Origin of the sequence: Pseudomonas sp. Pseusp97 (genome assembly GCF_047304025.1) — a bacterium.
Taxonomy (GTDB): Bacteria; Pseudomonadota; Gammaproteobacteria; order Pseudomonadales; family Pseudomonadaceae; genus Pseudomonas.
In genome coordinates this window covers 1-18,228 of sequence record NZ_JBGLYK010000039.1, presented here as the reverse complement: position 1 = coordinate 18,228, position 18,228 = coordinate 1, and the positions used below count along the sequence as shown (strand labels likewise).

Genomic DNA, 18,228 nt, shown 5'->3' with positions numbered 1-18,228 from the left:
GTCACTGCTGGTCCGCTGTGTCCGGCTGGCCTGCGCCCAATTGACGCGGCTGCCAGGTCTTCACTACCAGGGTGACGTCGAGGTCCTGGCCGTGCAGCTTCAGGCGTTCGGGCAGCCAGTAGCCGTTCTGCTCGCTGTAGCGGGTGTATTCCACGTCCCAGCCGTCCTGTTGCAGCTTGGCCAGGCGGCTGTCGCCGTCCAGGGTCAGGCGGCTCTTGCTGTCCGGTGCGGGCAGGCCGCGAATCCACCAGAGCAGGTGGGAAACCGGCAGGCGCCAGCCCATCTGCTGTTCCAGCAGCTCCTCGGGAGAGGCGGCTTCATAGCGGCCTTGCCCGGCGACTTCGAGGGTTACCGCGCCTTCGCGCCCGGTCAGGCGGGCGGCGCCGCGGCCGAGCGGGCCGGACAGGCGAATGTCGTAGTAGTCCTGGCGCTGCAGCCAGAACAGCGTGCCGCTGCCGGAGTCCTTGGGCGCGCGGATGCCGACCTTGCCGTCGATCTGCCAGCCGTCGAGGGTGGCGATGCGCGCCTTGTGGGCATTCCAGGCGCTGGCGTTGCCCTGGCCTTCCAGGGCTTCGTGGGTGCCGAAGCTGGAGCAGCCGGCGAGCAGGGCAAGCGCGGCGGCGCCGATCAGGTGACGTAGACGCATGAATCAGAGGGTTCCGGAGCCGGTCAGGCGCAGCATGGTGTCGCGCAGGACGGCGCTGTCGGGCTGGCTTTGCAGGGCGGTGGCCCAGACCTTGCGGGCTTCGCTCTGCTTGCCCTGGGCCCAGAGCACTTCGCCCAGGTGCGCGGCCACTTCGTGGTCGGGGAAGCGTTCCAGCGCCTTGCGCAGGTAGGTTTCCGCTTCGCTGAGGTTGCCCAGGCGGTAATTCACCCAGCCCAGGCTGTCGAGGATCGCGGGGTCGTCCGGGTTCAGCGAGTGGGCCTTCTGGATCAGGTCGCGGGCTTCGCTGTAGCGGGTGGTGCGGTCGGCCAGGGTGTAGCCCAGCGCATTGAGCGCCATGGCGTTGTCCGGTTCGCGCTGGATGATCAGCCGCAGGTCCTGTTCCATCTGCGCCAGGTCGTTGCGCTTCTCGGCGAGCATGGAGCGGGTGTAGAGCAGGTTGAGGTCATCCGGGAACTGCTTGAGGCCCTGCTGGATGACGCTCCAGGCGCGGTCCACCTGGTCGCGGTTGGACAGGCCTTCGGCTTCGATCAGGTACAGCTGGATGGCGTAGTCCGGCTGGCGCTCGCGGGTTTCGGCGAGGCGGCGCGAGGCGTCGTCATAGCGCTTCTGGTCGAGCAGGATCTCGGTGGAGCGCAGCTGGGCCGGGAGGAAGTCGTTGCCCGGGCCGACCAGGGCGTATTCCTTGAGCGCGGTCTCCGGGTCTTTCTTCTCCTCGGCCAGGCGGCCCAGGTTGAAGTGCGCGGAGTCGACATGGCTGTCGCGCTCGACCAGTTCCTGCAGATAGACCTTGGCCTCGTCCCACGCCTGGGCTTCGAGGCAGACCAGCGCCAGGGAGAAGCGCAGGTCGTCGTCATCGGGGAATTGCTCGACCAGCGCGGAGAACTCGGCCTTGGCGTCTTCCAGGCGGTTCTGCTCCACCAGCAGGCGGGCGTAGGCGAGGTGGACGCGCTTGTCGTCCGGGTGCTCCTTGATGCCGGCCTTGAGCAGCGGCAGCGCTTCGTCGCTGCGCTTCATGCTTTGCAGCAGGCGTGCGCGCAGCAGCAACGGGGCGACGTCGTGCTTGCTGGCGGAATTGTCTTCGAGCAGGTGCAGGGCTTCCTGCGGGCGGCCGTCCTGCTGCAGCAGCAGGGCCTTGCCGAACAGCAGCTGGCCGTTGTCGGGGTACTTCTTCAGCAGGCGGTCAAAGCTCTGCAAGAGGCCCGCGCGGGTGTCCGGATCGGTCTCGGCGGCGGACAGCGCAAGGAAGTCGAAATGGGTGTCGCCCTGGCCGTTGAGGACTTTCTCCATGTACACCATGGATTCGTCGTACTGGCCGGTGCGCGCCAGCTGGATGGCGGCGGCGCGCTGGGCGTCGAGGTTGTCCGGCGCGGCCTTGGCCCAGATCAGCGAGGTGTCCAGGGCTTCCTGGTCGGCGCCCAGGTACTCGGCGATGCGGAAGGCGCGTTCGGCGACGCCCGGATCGCGGGTTTCCCTGGCCTGCTCGACGTAGTTGGCGAGGGCGATGTCGAAGCGGTTGCGCTGGCCGGCGAGCTCGGCGGTGAGCAGCGAGAACATCGTGTCTTCGCTGAAGGAGCCGTACTTCTGGTCTTTCTGCGCAGCCGCGGCCTTGTCCTTCTCCGCGGAAGCACTGTCGGAATTTTTCTGTGTAAGAGACTGGCAGCCGCCGAGCAGCAGCAGAGCAGTCAGCAGCGCAAGAGACTTGTTCATAGAGGAAGGACGAGGGCCTGACCTGCGAAATGGGACCATCATGACATAAGGAAAGTGCCAATCCCATGGGCAAGCGCCGCTGGAAGGCCTGTATACGATTTGCAGTGTGCGATCCGTCGCGGGTGGTTGTCCTTCACAAGGCTAAGTAGGACAATTGCGGGCTTTCCGATCAGCATCAGCGATTCTGCATGGCCTTCATTGCCCTCGGCATCAACCACAAGACCGCGTCCGTGGCCGTTCGCGAGCGCGTGGCCTTTACCCCCGAGCAGATGGTCGAGGCCCTGCAGCTGCTGTGCAGGCTGACGTCCAGCCGCGAAGCCGCGATCCTCTCCACCTGCAACCGCAGCGAACTCTATCTGGAGATCGAACATCCGGACGCCGGCGACGTGCTGGCCTGGCTGGCCGATTACCACAACCTGGGGATCGACGACCTGCGCGCCTGCGCCTACGTTCACCAGGACGAGGAAGCCGTGCGCCACATGATGCGCGTCGCCGCGGGCCTGGATTCCATGGTGCTGGGCGAGCCGCAGATCCTCGGCCAGATGAAGTCCGCCTATGCCGTGGCCCGCGAGGCCGGCACCGTCGGGCCGATGCTGGGGCGCCTGTTCCAGGCCACCTTCAGCACCGCCAAGACCGTGCGCACCGACACCGCCATCGGCGAGAACCCGGTTTCCGTGGCATTTGCCGCGGTCAGCCTGGCCCGGCAGATTTTCAGTGACCTGAGCCGCAGCCAGGCGCTGCTGATCGGCGCCGGCGAGACCATCACCCTGGTTGCCCGCCACCTGCACGAGCAGGGCGTGAAGCGCATCGTGGTCGCCAACCGCACCCTGGAACGCGCCAGCCTGCTGGCCGAGCAGTTCGGCGCCCGCGCCATCCTGCTGGCGGACATGCCGGACGAACTGGTCAACAGCGACATCGTCATCAGCTCCACCGCCAGCCAGTTGCCGATCCTTGGCAAGGGCGCGGTGGAGCGCGCGCTGAAGCAGCGTCGGCACAAGCCGATGTTCATGGTCGATATCGCCGTGCCGCGCGACATCGAGCCGGAAGTCGGCGAGCTGGAAGACGTCTACCTCTACAGCGTGGACGACCTCCACGAAGTGGTCGCCGAGAACCTCAAGAGCCGCCAGGGCGCCGCCCAGGCCGCCGAGGAACTGGTAGGTGATGGCGTGCACGAATTCATGCTGCGCCTGCGCGAGCTGGCCGCGGTCGACGTGCTGCGTGCCTACCGCCAGCAGGCCGAGCGCCTGCGTGACGAGGAAACCCAGAAGGCCCAGCGCCTGCTGGCCAACGGCGCCGACCCGATGGAGGTCATCGCCCAGCTCAGCCGCGGCCTGACCAACAAATTGCTGCACGCCCCCAGCGTGCAGATGAAGAAACTCTCCGCCGAGGGCCGCATCGATGCGCTGGCCGTCGCGCAGGAACTGTTCGCCCTCGAGGAGGGCACTGACAAGCGATGAAAGCGTCCCTCCTGAAAAAGCTGGACATCCTCAGCGACCGCTTTGAGGAGCTCACCGCTCTGCTGGGCGACGCCGAGGTGATCAGCGACCAGACCAAGTTCCGCGCCTACTCCCGCGAATACGCGGAAGTGGAGCCGGTCATCCTCGCCTTCCGCGAGTTCCGCAAGGTGCAGTCCGACCTCGAGGGCGCCCAGGCGTTGCTCAAGGACAGCGACCCGGACCTGCGCGAGATGGCCGAGGAGGAAGTCGCCGAGGCCAGGACCGCGCTGGTGGGCCTGGAGGATCGCCTGCAGCGCATGCTGCTGCCCAAGGACCCCAACGACGGCCGCAACGTCTTCCTGGAAATCCGTGCCGGCACCGGCGGCGACGAAGCCGCGATCTTCTCCGGCGACCTGTTCCGCATGTACTCGCGCTATGCCGAGAAGCAGGGCTGGCGCGTGGAGATCATGTCGGAGAACGAAGGCGAACACGGCGGCTATAAAGAGGTGATCGCCCGCGTCGAGGGTGAGAGCGTCTACGCCAAGCTCAAGTTCGAGTCCGGCGCCCACCGCGTACAGCGCGTGCCGGCCACCGAGTCCCAGGGGCGCATCCACACCTCGGCCTGCACCGTGGCGGTGCTCCCCGAGCCGGACGAACAGGCGGCCATCGAGATCAACCCGGCCGACCTGCGCGTGGACACCTACCGCTCCTCCGGCGCCGGCGGCCAGCATGTGAACAAGACCGACTCGGCGGTGCGCATCACGCACATCCCGTCGGGCATCGTCGTCGAGTGCCAGGAAGAACGCTCGCAGCACAAGAACCGCGCCAAGGCCATGGCCTGGCTGGCGGCCAAGCTCAACGACCAGCAGCAGTCCGCCGCCCAGCAGGCGATCGCCAGCACGCGCAAGCTGCTGGTCGGTTCGGGTGACCGCTCCGAGCGCATCCGCACCTACAATTTCCCCCAGGGCCGGGTGACCGACCACCGCATCAACCTCACCCTGTACTCCCTGGGTGAAGTGATGGAAGGCGCGGTGGAACAGGTCATCGAGCCGCTATTGCAAGAGTTCCAGGCCGACCAGCTGGCCGCGCTCGGTGATTGAGACCGCGGGCGACTGAGAGAGCGACAGACCATGGCAACCATCATGACCCTGCTCAACGAGGCGCACCTGCCGGACTCGCCCAGCGCGCGCCTGGATGCCGAGCTGCTGCTCGCCGCCGCGCTGGGCAAACCGCGCAGCTTCCTGCGGACCTGGCCCGAGCGCGTGGTCAGCCGCGAAGCCCACGATCTCTATGATCGCTATCTGGCCCGCCGCGTGGCTGGCGAGCCGGTGGCCTACATCCTCGGTCGCCAGGGCTTCTGGAGCCTCGACCTGGAAGTCGCGCCGCATACCCTGATTCCGCGCCCGGACACCGAGTTGCTGGTGGAGACCTCGCTGGCGCTGCTGCCGGCCTCGCCATCGCGCGTGCTCGACCTGGGCACCGGCACTGGCGCCATCGCGCTCGCCCTGGCATGCGAGCGCCTGAGCTGGCAGGTGCTGGGCGTCGATCGCATTCCCGAGGCCGTGGCGCTGGCCGAGCGCAACCGCGAGCGCCTGCGTCTGGCCAACGTCGCCTTCCGCGCCAGCCACTGGTTCTCTGCGGTAGCGGGCGAGCGCTTCTCGCTGATCGTCAGCAACCCGCCGTATATCCCCAGCAGCGACCCGCACCTGCAGCAGGGCGACGTGCGCTTCGAACCGTCGAGCGCGCTGGTTTCCGGCCAGGACGGGCTGGACGATCTGCGCCTGATCGTCGAGCAGGCGCCGGACCACCTGGAGAACGGCGGCTGGCTGCTGCTCGAACATGGTTTCGACCAGGCTGAAGCAGTACGCGACCTGCTGCTGACCCGTGGCTTCGGCGCCGTGGAAAGCCGCCGCGACCTGGGCGGCCACCAACGTATCAGCCTGGGGCGCTGGTCATGCTGAGCGACAACGAACTGCTGCGTTACAGCCGTCAGATCCTGCTGCCGCAGATAGACGTGGACGGCCAGCTGCGCCTGAAGGACAGCCGCGTGCTGATCGTCGGCCTCGGCGGCCTGGGCGCCCCGGTGGCGCTGTACCTGGCCGCCGCCGGCGTCGGCGAGCTGCACCTGGCGGACTTCGACACGGTCGACCTGACCAACCTGCAGCGGCAGATCATCCACGGCACCGACAGCGTCGGCATGGGCAAGGTGGATTCCGCCATCGCCCGCCTGAGCGCGCTGAACCCGGACGTGAAGCTGGTCGCCCATCGCCAGGCGCTGGACGCCGACTCCATCGACGCCGCCGTGGCGGGCGTCGACCTGGTGCTCGACTGCTGCGACAACTTCGGCACCCGCGAAGCGGTGAACGCCGCCTGCGTCGCCGCGAAGAAACCGCTGGTGAGCGGCGCGGCCATTCGCCTGGAAGGACAGCTCTCGGTGTTCGACCCGCGCCGCGAGGAGAGCCCCTGCTACCACTGCCTGTATGGCCATGGCAGCGAAGCCGAGCTGACCTGCAGCGAGGCCGGTGTGGTCGGCCCTCTGGTGGGCCTTGTGGGCAGCCTGCAGGCGCTGGAAGCCCTGAAGCTGCTGGCCGGCTTCGGCGAGCCGCTGGTGGGGCGCCTGCTGCTGATCGATGCGCTCGGCACGCGCTTCCGCGAACTGCGCGTCAAGCGCGATCCGCAGTGTGCCGTGTGCGGAGCCGCGCATGGCTGATGCCGCGCCGATCGGCGTGTTCGATTCCGGTGTGGGCGGCCTCAGCGTCCTCCACGAAATCCGCGCGCGGCTTCCCCATGAATCCCTGATCTACCTCGCCGACTGCGGCCACGTGCCCTACGGCGAGAAGACTCCCGAATACATCCGCGCGCGTTGCCGCGCCATTGCCGAATTTCTCCTGTCCCGCGGCGCCAAGGCGCTGGTGCTCGCCTGCAACACGGCCACCGCTGCCGCTGCCGCCGACCTGCGCGAGCTTTATCCGCAGCTGCCCATCGTCGCCATGGAGCCGGCAGTGAAGCCAGCTGCCGAAGCGACCCGCAGCGGTGTAGTCGGCGTACTCGCCACCACCGGCACCCTGAAGAGCGCACGCTTCGCCGCTCTGCTGGATCGCTTCGCCAGCGACGTGCGGGTCATTACCCAGCCCTGTCCGGGACTGGTCGAGCGCATCGAGCTGGGCGACCTGAACGGCCCGCAGACCCGTGAATTGCTGCAAGGGTATGTGGCACCGTTGCTGGCTGAGGGCTGCGACACGCTGATCCTGGGCTGCACGCATTACCCTTTCCTGCGCCCGCTGCTGCGGGAACTGGTCCCTGCAGATGTGTCGCTGATCGACACCGGAGCGGCCGTGGCGCGCCAGCTGGAGCGGCTGCTGGTCTCGCGGGAGATGCTGGCTGACGCTCCCGGAAAAAAAATTGAGCTATGGACCAGTGGCGCAGTCGAAGCCCTTGAACGCGTACTTCCGGCGCTTTGGGGATCTGACGAGATCGTCGGTCATTTCCCTGGCTGATCGAAAAAATAGCTAGCTATGGACTTTGGTCTGTCAGCGAATGCTGACAAATGGCCTTATAATTGCCAGCTATTCGCGGGGATTTTTCATTCAGCTTTCTAATAAAGGACGTTTCGATGAAGAAACTGCTCTCGCTTGCCGCCGTGGCAGCCCTGTCCCTTGGACACATGTTCACCGCCCAGGCTGCCAGCCTGACCGGCGCCGTGGGCTTCACCGGGCAGAACGACATGACCTATCGCCTGGGCCTGGGCTTCGATTGGGACAAGAGCTGGTGGCAGACTTCGACCGGTCGCCTGACTGGCTACTGGGACGCCGGCTACACCTACTGGGAAGGTGGTGAGGAAGCCAGCGGCCGTCACTCCCTGTCCTTCAGTCCGGTCTTTGTGTACGAGTTCTCCGGCGAGACGGTCAAACCCTTCGTCGAGGCCGGCATCGGCGTGGCCGTATTCAGTGGTTCCCGCGTGGGCGACCAGAACCTGGGCGGCGCCTTCAACTTCGAGGATCGCATCGGCGCCGGCCTGCGCTTCGGTGAAGGCCAAGCACTGGGTGTGCGCGCGACGCACTACTCCAACGCCGGCATCAGCCAGCCGAACGACGGTATCGAATCCTACAGCCTCTATTACACGCATCCGCTGTAACAGAACGCTGACAAAGAAAGCCGGGCCCTGGGCCCGGCTTTTTTGTGCGCGAAGAACGTTCTTCGTAGGAGCGAGCTTGCTCGCGAACAAGCCCGCAGCGGAGGCTTTCGCGAGCAAGCTCGCTCCTACAGATCACTGCGAGACGGAAAGGCTCTTGAAGGCCTCCAGCGCACGCTCGCGGGTTGCAGAGAGATCGCACATCGGCTGTGGATAACCCTCCACGCCGAACAGCCCGAGCCTCGACGGATCGTGCACCGCCTTGCCCTCCACCCCGGCCAGCTCCGGCACCCAGCGACGAATGAAGCGGCCCTCCGGGTCGAAGCGTTCGGACTGCGAGATCGGGTTGAAGATTCGGAAGTAGGGCGCCGCATCGGTGCCGGTGGAGGCGCTCCATTGCCAGCCGCCGTTGTTCGCCGCCAGGTCGCCGTCGATCAGGTGGCGCATGAACCAGCGTTCGCCTTCGCGCCAGTCGATCAGCAGGTTCTTGGTGAGGAACATCGCCACCACCATGCGCAGGCGGTTGTGCATCCAGCCGGTGGCGAGCAGCTGGCGCATGGCGGCGTCGATGATCGGGAAGCCGGTGCGGCCCTGTTGCCAGGCCTCCAGGCCCTTCGGGTCGTGGCGCCATTTCAGCTTCTCGGTGTCCTCGCGGAAGGCGCGGTGCCGGCTGACCCGCGGGAAGCCGACCAGGATGTGCTTGTAGAACTCGCGCCAGAGCAGTTCGTTGATCCAGCTGACCGCGCCGCTGTTGCCGGTCTCGAACTCGCCGTGGTTGTTGGCCAGCGCCGCGTGCAGGCATTGCCGGGGCGACAGTACGCCGGCGGCCAGGTAGGGCGATAGGCGGCTGGTGCCGTCGCGGGCGGGAAGATCGCGGGTGTCCTGATAAGTGCTGAGGATTTCCTCGGTGAACAGTTCCAGACGCTCGTGGGCCGCCTCCTCCCCGGCTGGCCATTCCTTGCTCAGCGCAATAGACGGCGTTTCGAAACCTTCCACCTGCCCGGGCACCTCGTCGCTAGCGATATGCAACTCCTGCTGCGCGCGAGGGGCCGGTACCAGGCCGGGCACACCGAGATTCAGCCGTTCGTAACAGACCTTGCGGAACTGGCTGTAGACCTGGAAGCAGGTGCCGCCCTTGGTGAGGAGGGTGCCGGGGGGGAAGAACAGCTGGTCGAGGTGGCTGCGCAGGCGGATTCCGTCGTCCGCCAGAGCCTTTTCCACTGCCGCGTCGCGGGCGGCTTCGTTGATCCCGTACTCCTCGTTGACGTGGACCGTCTCGATGTCCAGCTCCTGGCACAGCAGGCTGATGACGTTCGGCGCCTCGTCCCAGTGATTCGCCGTGCGGATCAGCAGTGGGATGTGCAGCTTGTCGAGGCCGGCGCGCAATTCGCGCAGGTTGCGCAGCCAGAAGTCGACCTTGCACGGCGCGTCGTCGTGACGCTGCCACTGGCCGGGACTGAGCAGGTAGAGCGCGATCACCGGGCCGCGCTCGGCGGCAGCGTGCAGGGCGCTGTTGTCGCGCAGGCGCAGGTCGGTGCGTAGCCAGACGAGTTGGCGTTTCATGGGGCTTCCCCGTTGAGCAGGTGCAGATCGCGCAGCAGGCCGAAGGCGACAAGCGGATCGCTGGCCAAGTGCAAAGGCGGCTCGGCGACGGCCAGGTCCTGCAATGCCTCGGGGTGGATGGCGATAGCGGGGCCGGCCAGCAGGCGCGGGCACTCGATGCCGGCGAACAGCCGGGACAGCTGCGGCAGGTTCAGCGCGCAGCTGGCGTACAGCAGCACGGCGCGTGGCTGCAGGCGTTCCACCGCCAGGGCCAGCTCGCCGGGCGGTAGTGGCCAGTCGAAGATTTCCAGCGGGCAGCCGGCGCTGCCGGCTAGCCAGGCGGTGAGCCACAGGCCCGGCTCCAGCGGCAGGTCCGACTGGTTCACCAGCAACAGCGGCGCGCCGCGCTGCTGGCGGTTGTGGTGGTAAAGGCGGGTGCCGAGCTTGGTGCGCAGCCAGGTGTAGAAGAACACCCGCTCCAGTTGTGCGCCGAACTGGCCCTGCCAGCGCCGCTCCAGTTCGTGCAGCAGCGGCAGCATCAATTGCTCGCAGAGGGTCAGCGCGGGGTAGATCGCCAGCGCGCCGTTGAACAGCTCGTCCAGCTGGCGTTCGTTCAGGCGACCGATGGCGCCGACGCATTGCTGGCGAAGGTCATCCCAGGGCGAGGCGCTGGTTTCAATCGGTGGGGGCGTGTCCTCATCGAGCAATGCGCGGATCTTGCTCACCGCCACGCCGCGGCCGAGCCAGGTGAGAATGGCCTGGATGCGCTCGATCTGTGTTTCGGAATAGAGCCGGTGGCCCTTGGGCGTGCGTTGCGGCACGACCAGGCCGTATCGACGTTCCCACGCACGCAGGGTGACCGGGTTGACGCCGGTGCGCCGGGAGACTTCGCGGATCGGCAGCCAGCCTTCGGCCAGGGCCTGGCGATAGTCGTCGTCGGAGTCGCGGTGAGGGCGGTCGGGATTCATGGCTTTCCTGTCGGGGCGCATCAGATGGCGTTGCGCAGGCTCAGGTCCTCGGGATGCGGCTGGAGGTAGGCCTGGGCGTCGATGTAAGGGTGCGGATGCAGGCGGAAGTGGTGCTTGAGCAGCGTCAGCGGCACTACCAGCGGGATCACGCCTTCGCGGTACTGGTCGATCAGGCGCTGCAGCTCGGCTTTGTCCGGCGCGGGCAGGTCGTGCTTGAGGTAACCCGCCAGGTGCTGCAGCACGTTGCTGTGGGTGCCGCGGGTGGCGCAGGTGCCCAGTGCTGTCATGAAGTCACGCAGGTAGGCCGGAGCGAACTCTTCCAGCGGCAGGTCGCCGATCTTCGCCAGGCGCTGGCCGAGCAGGCTGTACTGGCGCGGGTTGTGCGCCAGCAGCTGGTACTTGTAGCGCGAGTGGAAAGCGATCACCGCGTGGCGCGTCAGGCCCCTTTCACAAAGTGCTTTCCAAGCGGCCAGGGCGAACACACGGGTCAGGAAGTTCTCGCGGAGCACCGGGTCGTTGAGCCGGCCTTCTTCTTCCACCGGCAGTTCCGGACGCGCCGCGCAGAAGGCCTCCGCGTACAGCCCACGGACACCTTGCGGGCGCAACTGGCCATCGGGGCGGTACAGCTTCACCCGTTGCAAGCCGCAGGAGGGCGACTGCTGCATGAAGACGTAGCCGCAGAGGTCGGGCAGTCGCTGCGCCTGCTGCTGGCCGAAGTCACGCAGGGCCTGGCTGACGTCGCGGCCGCCCTCGCGCTGGATCAGCGCCCTGGGGTCGCCGTGGTCGCCCACCAGGCGCAGGGTCGGCCTGGGCACGCTCAGGCCGATGGCGACTTCGGGGCACACCGGGACGAAATCGAAGTGGCGGCTGAGCACATCCAGGCACAGGCGCGAGGCTTTGTGCCCGCCGTTGTAGCGCACCGGCTCGCCCAGCAGGCAGGCGCTGATGCCGAGCTTGGGGCGGGATGTGGCGTTGGTCATGGCGATTACCGATTACTTGTACAGTGTTCTTGGTTTGTACAACTATCGGTAAGCATATGCGCAGAACTGTACAAGTGCAAAAACTTGTACAGGCGCGGACGGGCAAGCGGCAGCCCTCCCGGACGGGAGGGCCGGGAGGTCAGAGGTGTTCGAGCAGTCGGCGGGCGGCTTCCTGGCCGCTGAGCCAGGCGCCTTCGACGCGACCGGAAAGGCACCAGTCGCCGCAGGCGTAGATGCCCAGGTCGGCATCGGCCAGGGCGCCGAACTGATGGGCCTCCATGGGCCGCGCGTAGAGCCAGCGGTGGGCGAGGGCGAAGTCCGGTGCGTGGACGGCGCAGCCGATCAGCTCGGCGAAGGCGCCGCGCAGGTGCTCGATCACGCTTTCCTTGGGCAGGTCGATGTGCTGCTTGCTCCAGCCGCTGGCCGCGTGCAGCACCCAGGTATCCAACTGCTCGTCGCGGCCCGGTTTGGAATGATTGCTGGCCAGCCAGGACAGCGGGCCTTCATGCACGAAGCAGCCTTGCACCGGCGTGTCCAGCGGCTCGCGGAAGGCCAGCGCGACGGCCCAGGTCGGCTCCATGGCGATGCTCGCCGCGGCGGCGGCCAGTTTCGGCGCACTGGCCAGCAGCGCGGCGGCCTGGGGTGCGGGCGTGGCCACCAGCACGCGACTGAACGGGCCGTGGGTCTGGCCTTCGGAGTCCTGCAGGTGCCAATGCTCCTCGCCGCGGTATACCTCGGTGATGCGGCAGGCGAAGGTCACCGTCTGGTCGTGCAGCAACGCACGGGTAATCGCGCTCATGCGCGGCGTGCCGACCCAGCGCGGCTGCTCGTCGGGGGAGGGGCTCAGTTCGCCGTCCCGGTACTGGTAGAGGGCTGGGTCCCACTCGGCGACCCAGCCGTGCTCGCGCCATTGCTGGATGGCGTCGAGGAAGCGCCGGTCGCGGGCGGTGAAGTATTGCGCACCGAGATCCAGCGCTCCGGCTTCGCTGCGCTTGCTGGCCATGCGGCCGCCGCTGCCGTGGCCCTTGTCGAACAGCTGGACGACCTGTCCGGCGTTCTGCAGGGCGTGGGCGGCCGAGAGTCCGGCGATGCCGGTGCCAATGATGGCGATGGGGGCGCTCATGACATGCCTCGTCATCTGTCTGCTTTGCTGCGTAACGAGCGGGGTATTCTTGTACAAACTATATTATCTGTACAATTAGCTTTCAGCTGCCCATGCCCGTCAACGATAGGAATCCGATCATCGGAACCTTCAGCGCCGCATCGGTTCATTCAGGAATGAGCCCGGCGCCGGTTCCGGCACTTACAGCGTAGACCTCGCCCTAGAGGGAGTGTCAATGCAATCGCCTCCCTCTCGTCCAGACTGATGGAAGGTGGAAACACGCAACCAGGAGTTCGCCATGCACATTCTCTTGACCGGCGGTACCGGTCTGATCGGCCGTCGACTCTGCCGCCAGTGGGCCGCCGATGGGCACCAGCTCACCGTGCTGAGCCGCCAGCCGCAGCGCGTCGCCTCGCTGTGCGGCGAGGCGGTGCGCGGCATCGCCGACTTCGAAGCCTATGGGGACGGGCCGCTGGACGCGGTGGTGAACCTGGCCGGCGAGCCCATTGCCGACAAACCCTGGAGCGCGCGGCGCAAGGCCCTGCTGTGGGACAGTCGGGTGCGCCTGACCGAGCGCCTGGTGACTTGGCTCGAAGGCCGCAGCCAGCGCCCGGCCGTACTGATCAACGGCTCGGCGGTCGGCTGGTATGGCGACGCCGGCGAGCGCCCGCTGGAAGAGAACAGCGCGGCGGCCGGTGAGGACTTCGCCAGCGAGCTGTGCCTGGCCTGGGAGCAGATCGCCCGCGAGGCCGAGGCGTTGGGCATTCGCGTGGTGCTGGTGCGCACCGGGCTGGTGCTGGCGCCCGAGGGCGGTTTCCTCAAGCGCCTGTTGCCGCCGTTCCGCCTGGGGGCCGGCGGGCGCCTGGGGGACGGCCGCCAATGGATGTCCTGGATTCATATAGAAGACCAGATCGCCCTGATCGATTTTCTTTTGCGCAGGAACGACGCCAGCGGTCCCTATAATGCGTGCGCGCCGCAGCCGGTGCGCAACCGCGACTTCACCCAGGAACTGGGGCAGGCGCTGCATCGCCCGACGCTGATGCACGTGCCGGGCTTCGCCTTGCGCCTGTTGCTGGGCGAGATGTCGATCCTGCTGCTGGGCGGCCAGCGCATCGTGCCGCGCCGCCTGCTCGATGCCGGCTTCGTGTTCCGCTTCCCGGAGCTGAAGGACGCGTTGGCCGATGTGCTGCGCGAAGCTCGCTGAAGATCGCCGTGGCCGATGCCCTGCGGCATCGGCGACAGGCCTTGCTGGAATCCGCTGCGTGTAAACTGCGCAGCCTGCACGACCACCTCCTACCGTACCGGTTTAAGGACACTGCATGACCCAAAACGCCCTCCTGCTGGTCAACCTGGGATCGCCGGCCTCCACCCAGGTCGAGGACGTGCGCCGCTACCTCGACCAGTTCCTCATGGACCCCTATGTGATCGACCTGCCCTGGCCGATCCGCCGACTGCTGGTGTCGCTGGTGCTGCGCAAGCGCCCGGAGGAATCCGCCCACGCCTACGCGTCGATCTGGTGGGACGAGGGCTCGCCGCTGGTGGTGCTGAGCCGCCGCCTGCAGGAAGCGGTGCGGCCGTTCTGGCCGCATGGCCCGGTGGAACTGGGCATGCGCTACGGCGAGCCGTCCATCGAGGGTGCGCTGCTGCGCCTGAGCCGGCAGGGCATCACCCAGGTGACCTTCGCGCCGCTCTACCCACAGTTCGCCGACAGCACCACCACCACCGCCATCGAGGAAGCCCGCCGGGTGATGCGCGAGCACAACCTCAAGCTGGAGCTGAAGGTGCTGCCGCCGTTCTACGCCGAGCCCGAGTACCGCCAGGCGCTGGTGGACAGCGTGAAGCCCTATCTGGAACAACCTTACGATCACCTGCTGCTGAGCTTCCACGGCCTGCCCGAGTCGCATATCCGCAAGCTGGTGAAGGACAAGCGCCACGACCTCACCGCCAGCTCCAGCCGGGGCGTGCATGAAGAGGTCATGGCGGTCTGTTACCGCAGCCAGTGCCTGCGCACGGCAGAGGATTTCGCCGCTGGCGCCGGACTGGAAGATGGGCGCTGGTCGGTGTCCTTCCAGTCGCGCCTGGGCCGCAACAAGTGGATCGAACCCTACACCGAGGCGCAGCTGGACAAGCTTGGCAAGCAGGGCGTGAAGCGCCTCCTGGTGATGTGCCCGGCCTTCGTCGCCGACTGCATCGAGACCCTGGAGGAAATCGGCCAGCGTGGCCAGGAGCAGTTCCGCGCGGCGGGTGGCGAGGAGCTGGTGCTGGTGCCTTGCCTGAACGACCAGGAGCTGTGGGCGCGGGCGCTGGCGAAGCTTTGCGAGCGGTTGCCTGCGGCGGTCTGATGCTGCATCGCCGCGGGACAATGCCCTCTCCCTAACCCTCTCCCTGAAGGGAGAGGGGACTGGGGCGGTGCCGGTTGGAAACAATACGTCAGTCGGCACAGGCGGCTCCCTCTCCCTTCAGGAAGAGGGCGGGGGGAGAGGGGCTCCGCATTCGGGTGGGCTCTGGTCATGTAGGACGAATAACGCCCGAGCTTTATCCGTCGAGGCGGATAAAGCGTTCCGCTTTATGCGCCCTACAGGGAATGTCTGCTCTTCGTAGAAGCGAGCTTGCTCGCGAACCCGCCTGACGCCGCAGCTCTCGGGTAACTGGTTCGCGAGCAAGCTCGCTCCTACAGGTGGGCTCCGCTGATACCTCCATCCGGACATGTGGGGCGAATAACGCTTCCAGCTTTATGCGCCCGACACGACGCCCTGCTCTTCGTAGGAGCGAGCTTGCTAGCGAACCCGCCTGACGCCCAGCTCTCGGGTAACTGCTTCGCGAGCAAGCTCGCTTCTACAGGGTGATCCCTTGCTGAAACCTGGTGGCCATCCCCTGACCACCCATTCATCAGCCAACGGCCGACGTGCGCATTCAGGGACCTGATAGTGCGCGCGCGACGCGTTCGCAATGCCTACTCTGCGGGTTCTCCCCTTCGCCTTCGCCGCGATTGGCGGCGTTTCAGGAGCCCGGCATGAACAACAACAATAACGGCTACCCCCCCAGTGCCGTGGCCTGGTCCACGGTTGCGATCCTCATGGTCGCCTACGTGCTTTCCTTCATCGACCGACAGATTCTCAACCTGCTGGTCGGCCCCATCCGTCGCGATCTGGAGATCAGCGACACGCAGATGAGCCTGCTGATGGGCCTGTCCTTCGCGCTGTTCTACACCCTGTGCGGCATTCCCCTGGGGCGCATGGCCGACAGCCGCAGCCGCCGCGGGCTGATCACCGTCGGCGTGCTGATCTGGAGCGCCATGACCGCCGCCTGCGGCCTGGCTCGCCAGTACTGGCACTTCCTGCTGTTCCGCGTCGGTGTCGGCGTGGGCGAGGCGGCGCTGTCGCCGGCGGCCTATTCGCTGATTGCCGACAGCTTCCCGGCCCAGCGTCGCGCCACCGCCATCAGCGTGTATTCCATGGGTATCTACCTCGGCTCGGGGCTGGCCTTCCTGCTCGGCGGGCTGGTGATCAAGTTCGCCTCCGCCCAGGGCGACGTGCACCTGCCGATCCTCGGCGAGGTGCGCCCGTGGCAGTTGATCTTCCTGATCCTCGGCGCCGCCGGCGTGCTCTTCACCCTGCTGATGCTCGCGGTGAAGGAGCCGACCCGTCGCGGCGTGGGCGCCGGCGTGGTGGTGCCGATGAGCGAAGTGGGCGCTTACCTGCGCGCCAATCGCAAGACCGTGCTGTGCCACAACTTCGGCTTCGCCTGCATCTCCTTCGCCAGCTATGGCAGCGGCGCCTGGGTGCCGACCTTCTTCGTCCGCACCTACGGCTGGGACGCCGGCCATGTGGGCGTGGTCTACGGCAGCATCGTTGCGGTGTTCGGCTGCCTGGGGATCGTCTGTGGTGGCCGGCTGGCCGATTACTGGGCCAAGCGCGGACGCACCGATGCCAACATGCGCGTGGGGCTGCTGGCGGCCGTCCTGGCCATCCCGCTGAGCCTGGTCTATCCGCTGCTGGACAGCGGCAATGCGGCGGCCGCGATGATGGCGCCCATCGTGTTCTTCCTCAGCATGCCCTTCGGTGTCGCCCCGGCGGCGATCCAGGAAATCATGCCCAACTCCATGCGCGGCCAGGCCTCGGCCATCTACCTGTTCGTGGTCACGCTGCTCGGCCTGGGTATCGGCCCGACCGCCATCGCCCTGGTGACCGACTACGTGTTCGCCGACGATATGGCGCTGCGCTACTCGCTGCTGATCGTCAGCGTGGTGGCGCTGCTGGCCGGTGCGCTGCTGCTGGCCAGCGGCCTGAAGCCCTACCGCGCGAGCCTGGAACATCTCAAGAGCTGGAGCCTGAAAGGCGAAAGCGCCAGCGGCGCCATGCAACGTCAGCCGGCCTGATAGTTCCCTGGCGAGATCGAGCCCCCGTGCAGTGATGCGCGGGGGCTTTTCATTGGCGCGTGGCACAATGCGGCGGAACATGGATTGGCCACGGGGAGCTTGGCATGCGAGGGATGGATATCAGGCCATGGTTGATTGCCTGCGGGGCGCTGACGTTGAGCGCTAGCGCAGTGGCGGACGAGCCCTGGGTGGCATTCACGCAGAATGACCTGATCGGCTTCAAGGATGCGCAGGGCGCGGTCCGGGTCGAGCCGAAGCTCAGCCCGATGTTCACCCTGGCCCGGCGTTTCGAGCACATCATCGCCACCGGCGAGGAAAGCGCAGATGGCTATCGCAGCTACTACCTGCTGCGCGACGGCCGCGAGGTGGCTCCGGATTCGCTGTATTTCTTCGACAACGCGCCGATCTGCGAGAGCGAGGACAGCATCCGCTTCCGCGACCGCCAGCGCGACAAGGTCGGCTTCCTCGACGGCGATGGCCGGGTGCTGATTCGGGCTGAGCTGAGCGATGCCACGGCGATGCGCAACGGCTTGGTCGTAGCGCTGAAAGGCGCTGCCCGAAGCTGCGCCGAGCCGGGTGTGAGCCTGGATCAGTGCGAGCACAAGGGCTGGAGCGGCGGCACGGAAGTGCTGCTCGATCGCCAGGGCAGGACGCTGGTGGAGAACTTCGACAGTCGCCGCGCCGCCGCGCTGGACTGGTTTTCGCGGGAGGTGAGCGATCAGCCATCCAGCGACCCGCGCCGCGTTTCCTTCAAGGCAGTGGACGGTCGCTACCTCAGCTTCGTCGACATCGAGAAGGACTTCGCCGCCTGGTTCAGGGACGAGTTTCTTGCGCACCTCGATGACGTCTCGCTGAAGGCGCACAGTTATCCACAGCTGTGGAGCGGAGAGGGCGGCGCGCCGCAGGATGACTGGAAAACCGCTGCGGTAGATGACGTGCTGCGTGAGTACGGTGCGCAGTTGCGCGCGCGTCTGGAGGCCCTGCGTACCTCTGCGGGCTATGGCGTGCGCCAGGACGATATGGGCTGGCCCTTCGACCCCGAGCGCGACCCGCAGTATTTCGACGGCTGCGGCGAATTCGCCCAGTGGAAGACGCCCAAGGTCTCGGCTGTGGAGCATTGGGACCAAGGCTCGTTCGAGCCGGCAAGGCATGCCAGCTTCGATTTCATCCGTACCGCCGAGGGCTATCGGCTGGTGGCGTTTTCCATCCCCTCTCTGTAGTTCACCGCGCAGCTTCAGGATGAGCACGACGTAGGATGGTGTGGAGCGCAGCGATACCCATCGATTTCGCCACCGGCAGCATGGGTATCGCTGCGC

The 18,228-nt window shown here is 66.8% G+C and carries 16 protein-coding genes; 10 read left to right on the top strand and 6 right to left on the bottom strand.

Annotated features, from left to right (window positions below):
* Position 1: 1 nt before the first annotated feature.
* Together lolB and ACCC94_RS09915 are read right to left on the bottom strand one after the other, a co-directional pair.
* Positions 2 to 646 (bottom strand): lipoprotein insertase outer membrane protein LolB, encoded by a 645-nt coding sequence (gene lolB / locus ACCC94_RS09920; RefSeq protein WP_413349245.1) that lies wholly within the window; start codon positions 644 to 646, stop codon positions 2 to 4.
* Between the two features lie 3 nt (positions 647 to 649).
* Complete coding sequence (locus tag ACCC94_RS09915) at positions 650 to 2,416, bottom strand: tetratricopeptide repeat protein (protein ID WP_413349244.1); 1,767 nt, start codon at positions 2,414 to 2,416, stop codon at positions 650 to 652.
* 146 nt (positions 2,417 to 2,562) lie between these two features.
* On the opposite strand from ACCC94_RS09915, the gene hemA reads away from it, so the two are divergent.
* The 6 genes from hemA (at position 2,563) to ACCC94_RS09885 (ending at position 7,945) form a co-directional block, all read left to right on the top strand.
* A complete protein-coding gene (gene hemA / locus ACCC94_RS09910; RefSeq protein ID WP_045211202.1) occupies positions 2,563 to 3,831 on the top strand; it encodes a glutamyl-tRNA reductase in 1,269 nt (422 codons plus the stop codon).
* Complete coding sequence (gene prfA, locus ACCC94_RS09905; RefSeq protein WP_413349243.1) at positions 3,828 to 4,910, top strand: peptide chain release factor 1; 1,083 nt, start codon at positions 3,828 to 3,830, stop codon at positions 4,908 to 4,910. The genes hemA and prfA overlap by 4 nt, the downstream gene beginning before the upstream one ends.
* 30 nt (positions 4,911 to 4,940) lie before the next feature.
* Positions 4,941 to 5,771 carry a peptide chain release factor N(5)-glutamine methyltransferase gene (gene prmC / locus ACCC94_RS09900; protein ID WP_413349241.1) on the top strand — a complete coding sequence of 277 codons (831 nt, stop codon included), beginning with the start codon at positions 4,941 to 4,943 and terminating at the stop codon, positions 5,769 to 5,771.
* Positions 5,765 to 6,520 (top strand): molybdopterin-synthase adenylyltransferase MoeB, encoded by a 756-nt coding sequence (locus tag ACCC94_RS09895; protein ID WP_413349240.1) that lies wholly within the window; start codon positions 5,765 to 5,767, stop codon positions 6,518 to 6,520. The genes prmC and ACCC94_RS09895 overlap by 7 nt, the downstream gene beginning before the upstream one ends.
* The gene (gene murI, locus ACCC94_RS09890; protein ID WP_413349239.1) at positions 6,513 to 7,307 is read left to right on the top strand and encodes a glutamate racemase; all 795 of its coding nucleotides are present in this window, start codon (positions 6,513 to 6,515) and stop codon (positions 7,305 to 7,307) included. Before ACCC94_RS09895 ends, murI begins: the two co-directional genes overlap by 8 nt.
* Positions 7,308 to 7,423: 116 nt before the next feature.
* A complete protein-coding gene (locus ACCC94_RS09885) occupies positions 7,424 to 7,945 on the top strand; it encodes an acyloxyacyl hydrolase (RefSeq protein WP_413349238.1) in 522 nt (173 codons plus the stop codon).
* 132 nt (positions 7,946 to 8,077) lie between these two features.
* On the opposite strand, the gene phrB is transcribed toward ACCC94_RS09885, so the two are convergent.
* The 4 genes from phrB to ACCC94_RS09865 all read right to left on the bottom strand — a co-directional run bounded on the left by phrB (position 8,078) and on the right by ACCC94_RS09865 (position 12,555).
* Entirely contained in the window at positions 8,078 to 9,505 is a 1,428-nt protein-coding gene (gene phrB, locus ACCC94_RS09880; RefSeq protein ID WP_413349237.1) for a deoxyribodipyrimidine photo-lyase, read from the bottom strand.
* The gene (locus ACCC94_RS09875; protein ID WP_413349236.1) at positions 9,502 to 10,452 is read right to left on the bottom strand and encodes a MerR family transcriptional regulator; all 951 of its coding nucleotides are present in this window, start codon (positions 10,450 to 10,452) and stop codon (positions 9,502 to 9,504) included. Before ACCC94_RS09875 ends, phrB begins: the two co-directional genes overlap by 4 nt.
* A gap of 20 nt (positions 10,453 to 10,472) precedes the next feature.
* Entirely contained in the window at positions 10,473 to 11,432 is a 960-nt protein-coding gene (locus ACCC94_RS09870; protein ID WP_413349235.1) for a YbgA family protein, read from the bottom strand.
* 139 nt (positions 11,433 to 11,571) lie between these two features.
* A complete protein-coding gene (locus tag ACCC94_RS09865) occupies positions 11,572 to 12,555 on the bottom strand; it encodes an NAD(P)/FAD-dependent oxidoreductase (protein WP_413349234.1) in 984 nt (327 codons plus the stop codon).
* 277 nt (positions 12,556 to 12,832) lie between these two features.
* Here ACCC94_RS09865 and ACCC94_RS09860 point away from each other — a divergent pair, with 277 nt between their 5' ends.
* The 4 genes from ACCC94_RS09860 to ACCC94_RS09845 all read left to right on the top strand — a co-directional run bounded on the left by ACCC94_RS09860 (position 12,833) and on the right by ACCC94_RS09845 (position 18,132).
* The gene (locus ACCC94_RS09860; RefSeq protein ID WP_413349233.1) at positions 12,833 to 13,738 is read left to right on the top strand and encodes a TIGR01777 family oxidoreductase; all 906 of its coding nucleotides are present in this window, start codon (positions 12,833 to 12,835) and stop codon (positions 13,736 to 13,738) included.
* Between the two features lie 115 nt (positions 13,739 to 13,853).
* Positions 13,854 to 14,876 carry a ferrochelatase gene (hemH, locus tag ACCC94_RS09855; RefSeq protein WP_413349232.1) on the top strand — a complete coding sequence of 341 codons (1,023 nt, stop codon included), beginning with the start codon at positions 13,854 to 13,856 and terminating at the stop codon, positions 14,874 to 14,876.
* A gap of 671 nt (positions 14,877 to 15,547) precedes the next feature.
* Positions 15,548 to 16,912 (top strand): spinster family MFS transporter, encoded by a 1,365-nt coding sequence (locus ACCC94_RS09850; protein WP_413349230.1) that lies wholly within the window; start codon positions 15,548 to 15,550, stop codon positions 16,910 to 16,912.
* A gap of 188 nt (positions 16,913 to 17,100) precedes the next feature.
* Complete coding sequence (locus ACCC94_RS09845) at positions 17,101 to 18,132, top strand: hypothetical protein (protein ID WP_413349229.1); 1,032 nt, start codon at positions 17,101 to 17,103, stop codon at positions 18,130 to 18,132.
* The last annotated feature ends 96 nt before the right edge of the window (positions 18,133 to 18,228 follow it).

Bases quoted from the DNA above. Each gene is read 5' to 3' on its own strand.
- ACCC94_RS09870 (WP_413349235.1), bottom strand. From the start codon at position 11,432: ATGACCAACGCCACATCCCGCCCCAAGCTCGGCATCAGCGCCTGCCTG.
- ACCC94_RS09860 (WP_413349233.1), top strand. From the start codon at position 12,833: ATGCACATTCTCTTGACCGGCGGTACCGGTCTGATCGGCCGTCGACTC.
- hemH (WP_413349232.1), top strand. From the start codon at position 13,854: ATGACCCAAAACGCCCTCCTGCTGGTCAACCTGGGATCGCCGGCCTCC.
- prmC (WP_413349241.1), top strand. From the start codon at position 4,941: ATGGCAACCATCATGACCCTGCTCAACGAGGCGCACCTGCCGGACTCG.
- ACCC94_RS09875 (WP_413349236.1), bottom strand. From the start codon at position 10,452: ATGAATCCCGACCGCCCTCACCGCGACTCCGACGACGACTATCGCCAG.
- ACCC94_RS09895 (WP_413349240.1), top strand. From the start codon at position 5,765: ATGCTGAGCGACAACGAACTGCTGCGTTACAGCCGTCAGATCCTGCTG.
- murI (WP_413349239.1), top strand. From the start codon at position 6,513: ATGGCTGATGCCGCGCCGATCGGCGTGTTCGATTCCGGTGTGGGCGGC.
- hemA (WP_045211202.1), top strand. From the start codon at position 2,563: ATGGCCTTCATTGCCCTCGGCATCAACCACAAGACCGCGTCCGTGGCC.
- prfA (WP_413349243.1), top strand. From the start codon at position 3,828: ATGAAAGCGTCCCTCCTGAAAAAGCTGGACATCCTCAGCGACCGCTTT.
- ACCC94_RS09885 (WP_413349238.1), top strand. From the start codon at position 7,424: ATGAAGAAACTGCTCTCGCTTGCCGCCGTGGCAGCCCTGTCCCTTGGA.
- ACCC94_RS09850 (WP_413349230.1), top strand. From the start codon at position 15,548: ATGAACAACAACAATAACGGCTACCCCCCCAGTGCCGTGGCCTGGTCC.
- ACCC94_RS09915 (WP_413349244.1), bottom strand. From the start codon at position 2,416: ATGATGGTCCCATTTCGCAGGTCAGGCCCTCGTCCTTCCTCTATGAAC.
- phrB (WP_413349237.1), bottom strand. From the start codon at position 9,505: ATGAAACGCCAACTCGTCTGGCTACGCACCGACCTGCGCCTGCGCGAC.
- ACCC94_RS09865 (WP_413349234.1), bottom strand. From the start codon at position 12,555: ATGAGCGCCCCCATCGCCATCATTGGCACCGGCATCGCCGGACTCTCG.
- lolB (WP_413349245.1), bottom strand. From the start codon at position 646: ATGCGTCTACGTCACCTGATCGGCGCCGCCGCGCTTGCCCTGCTCGCC.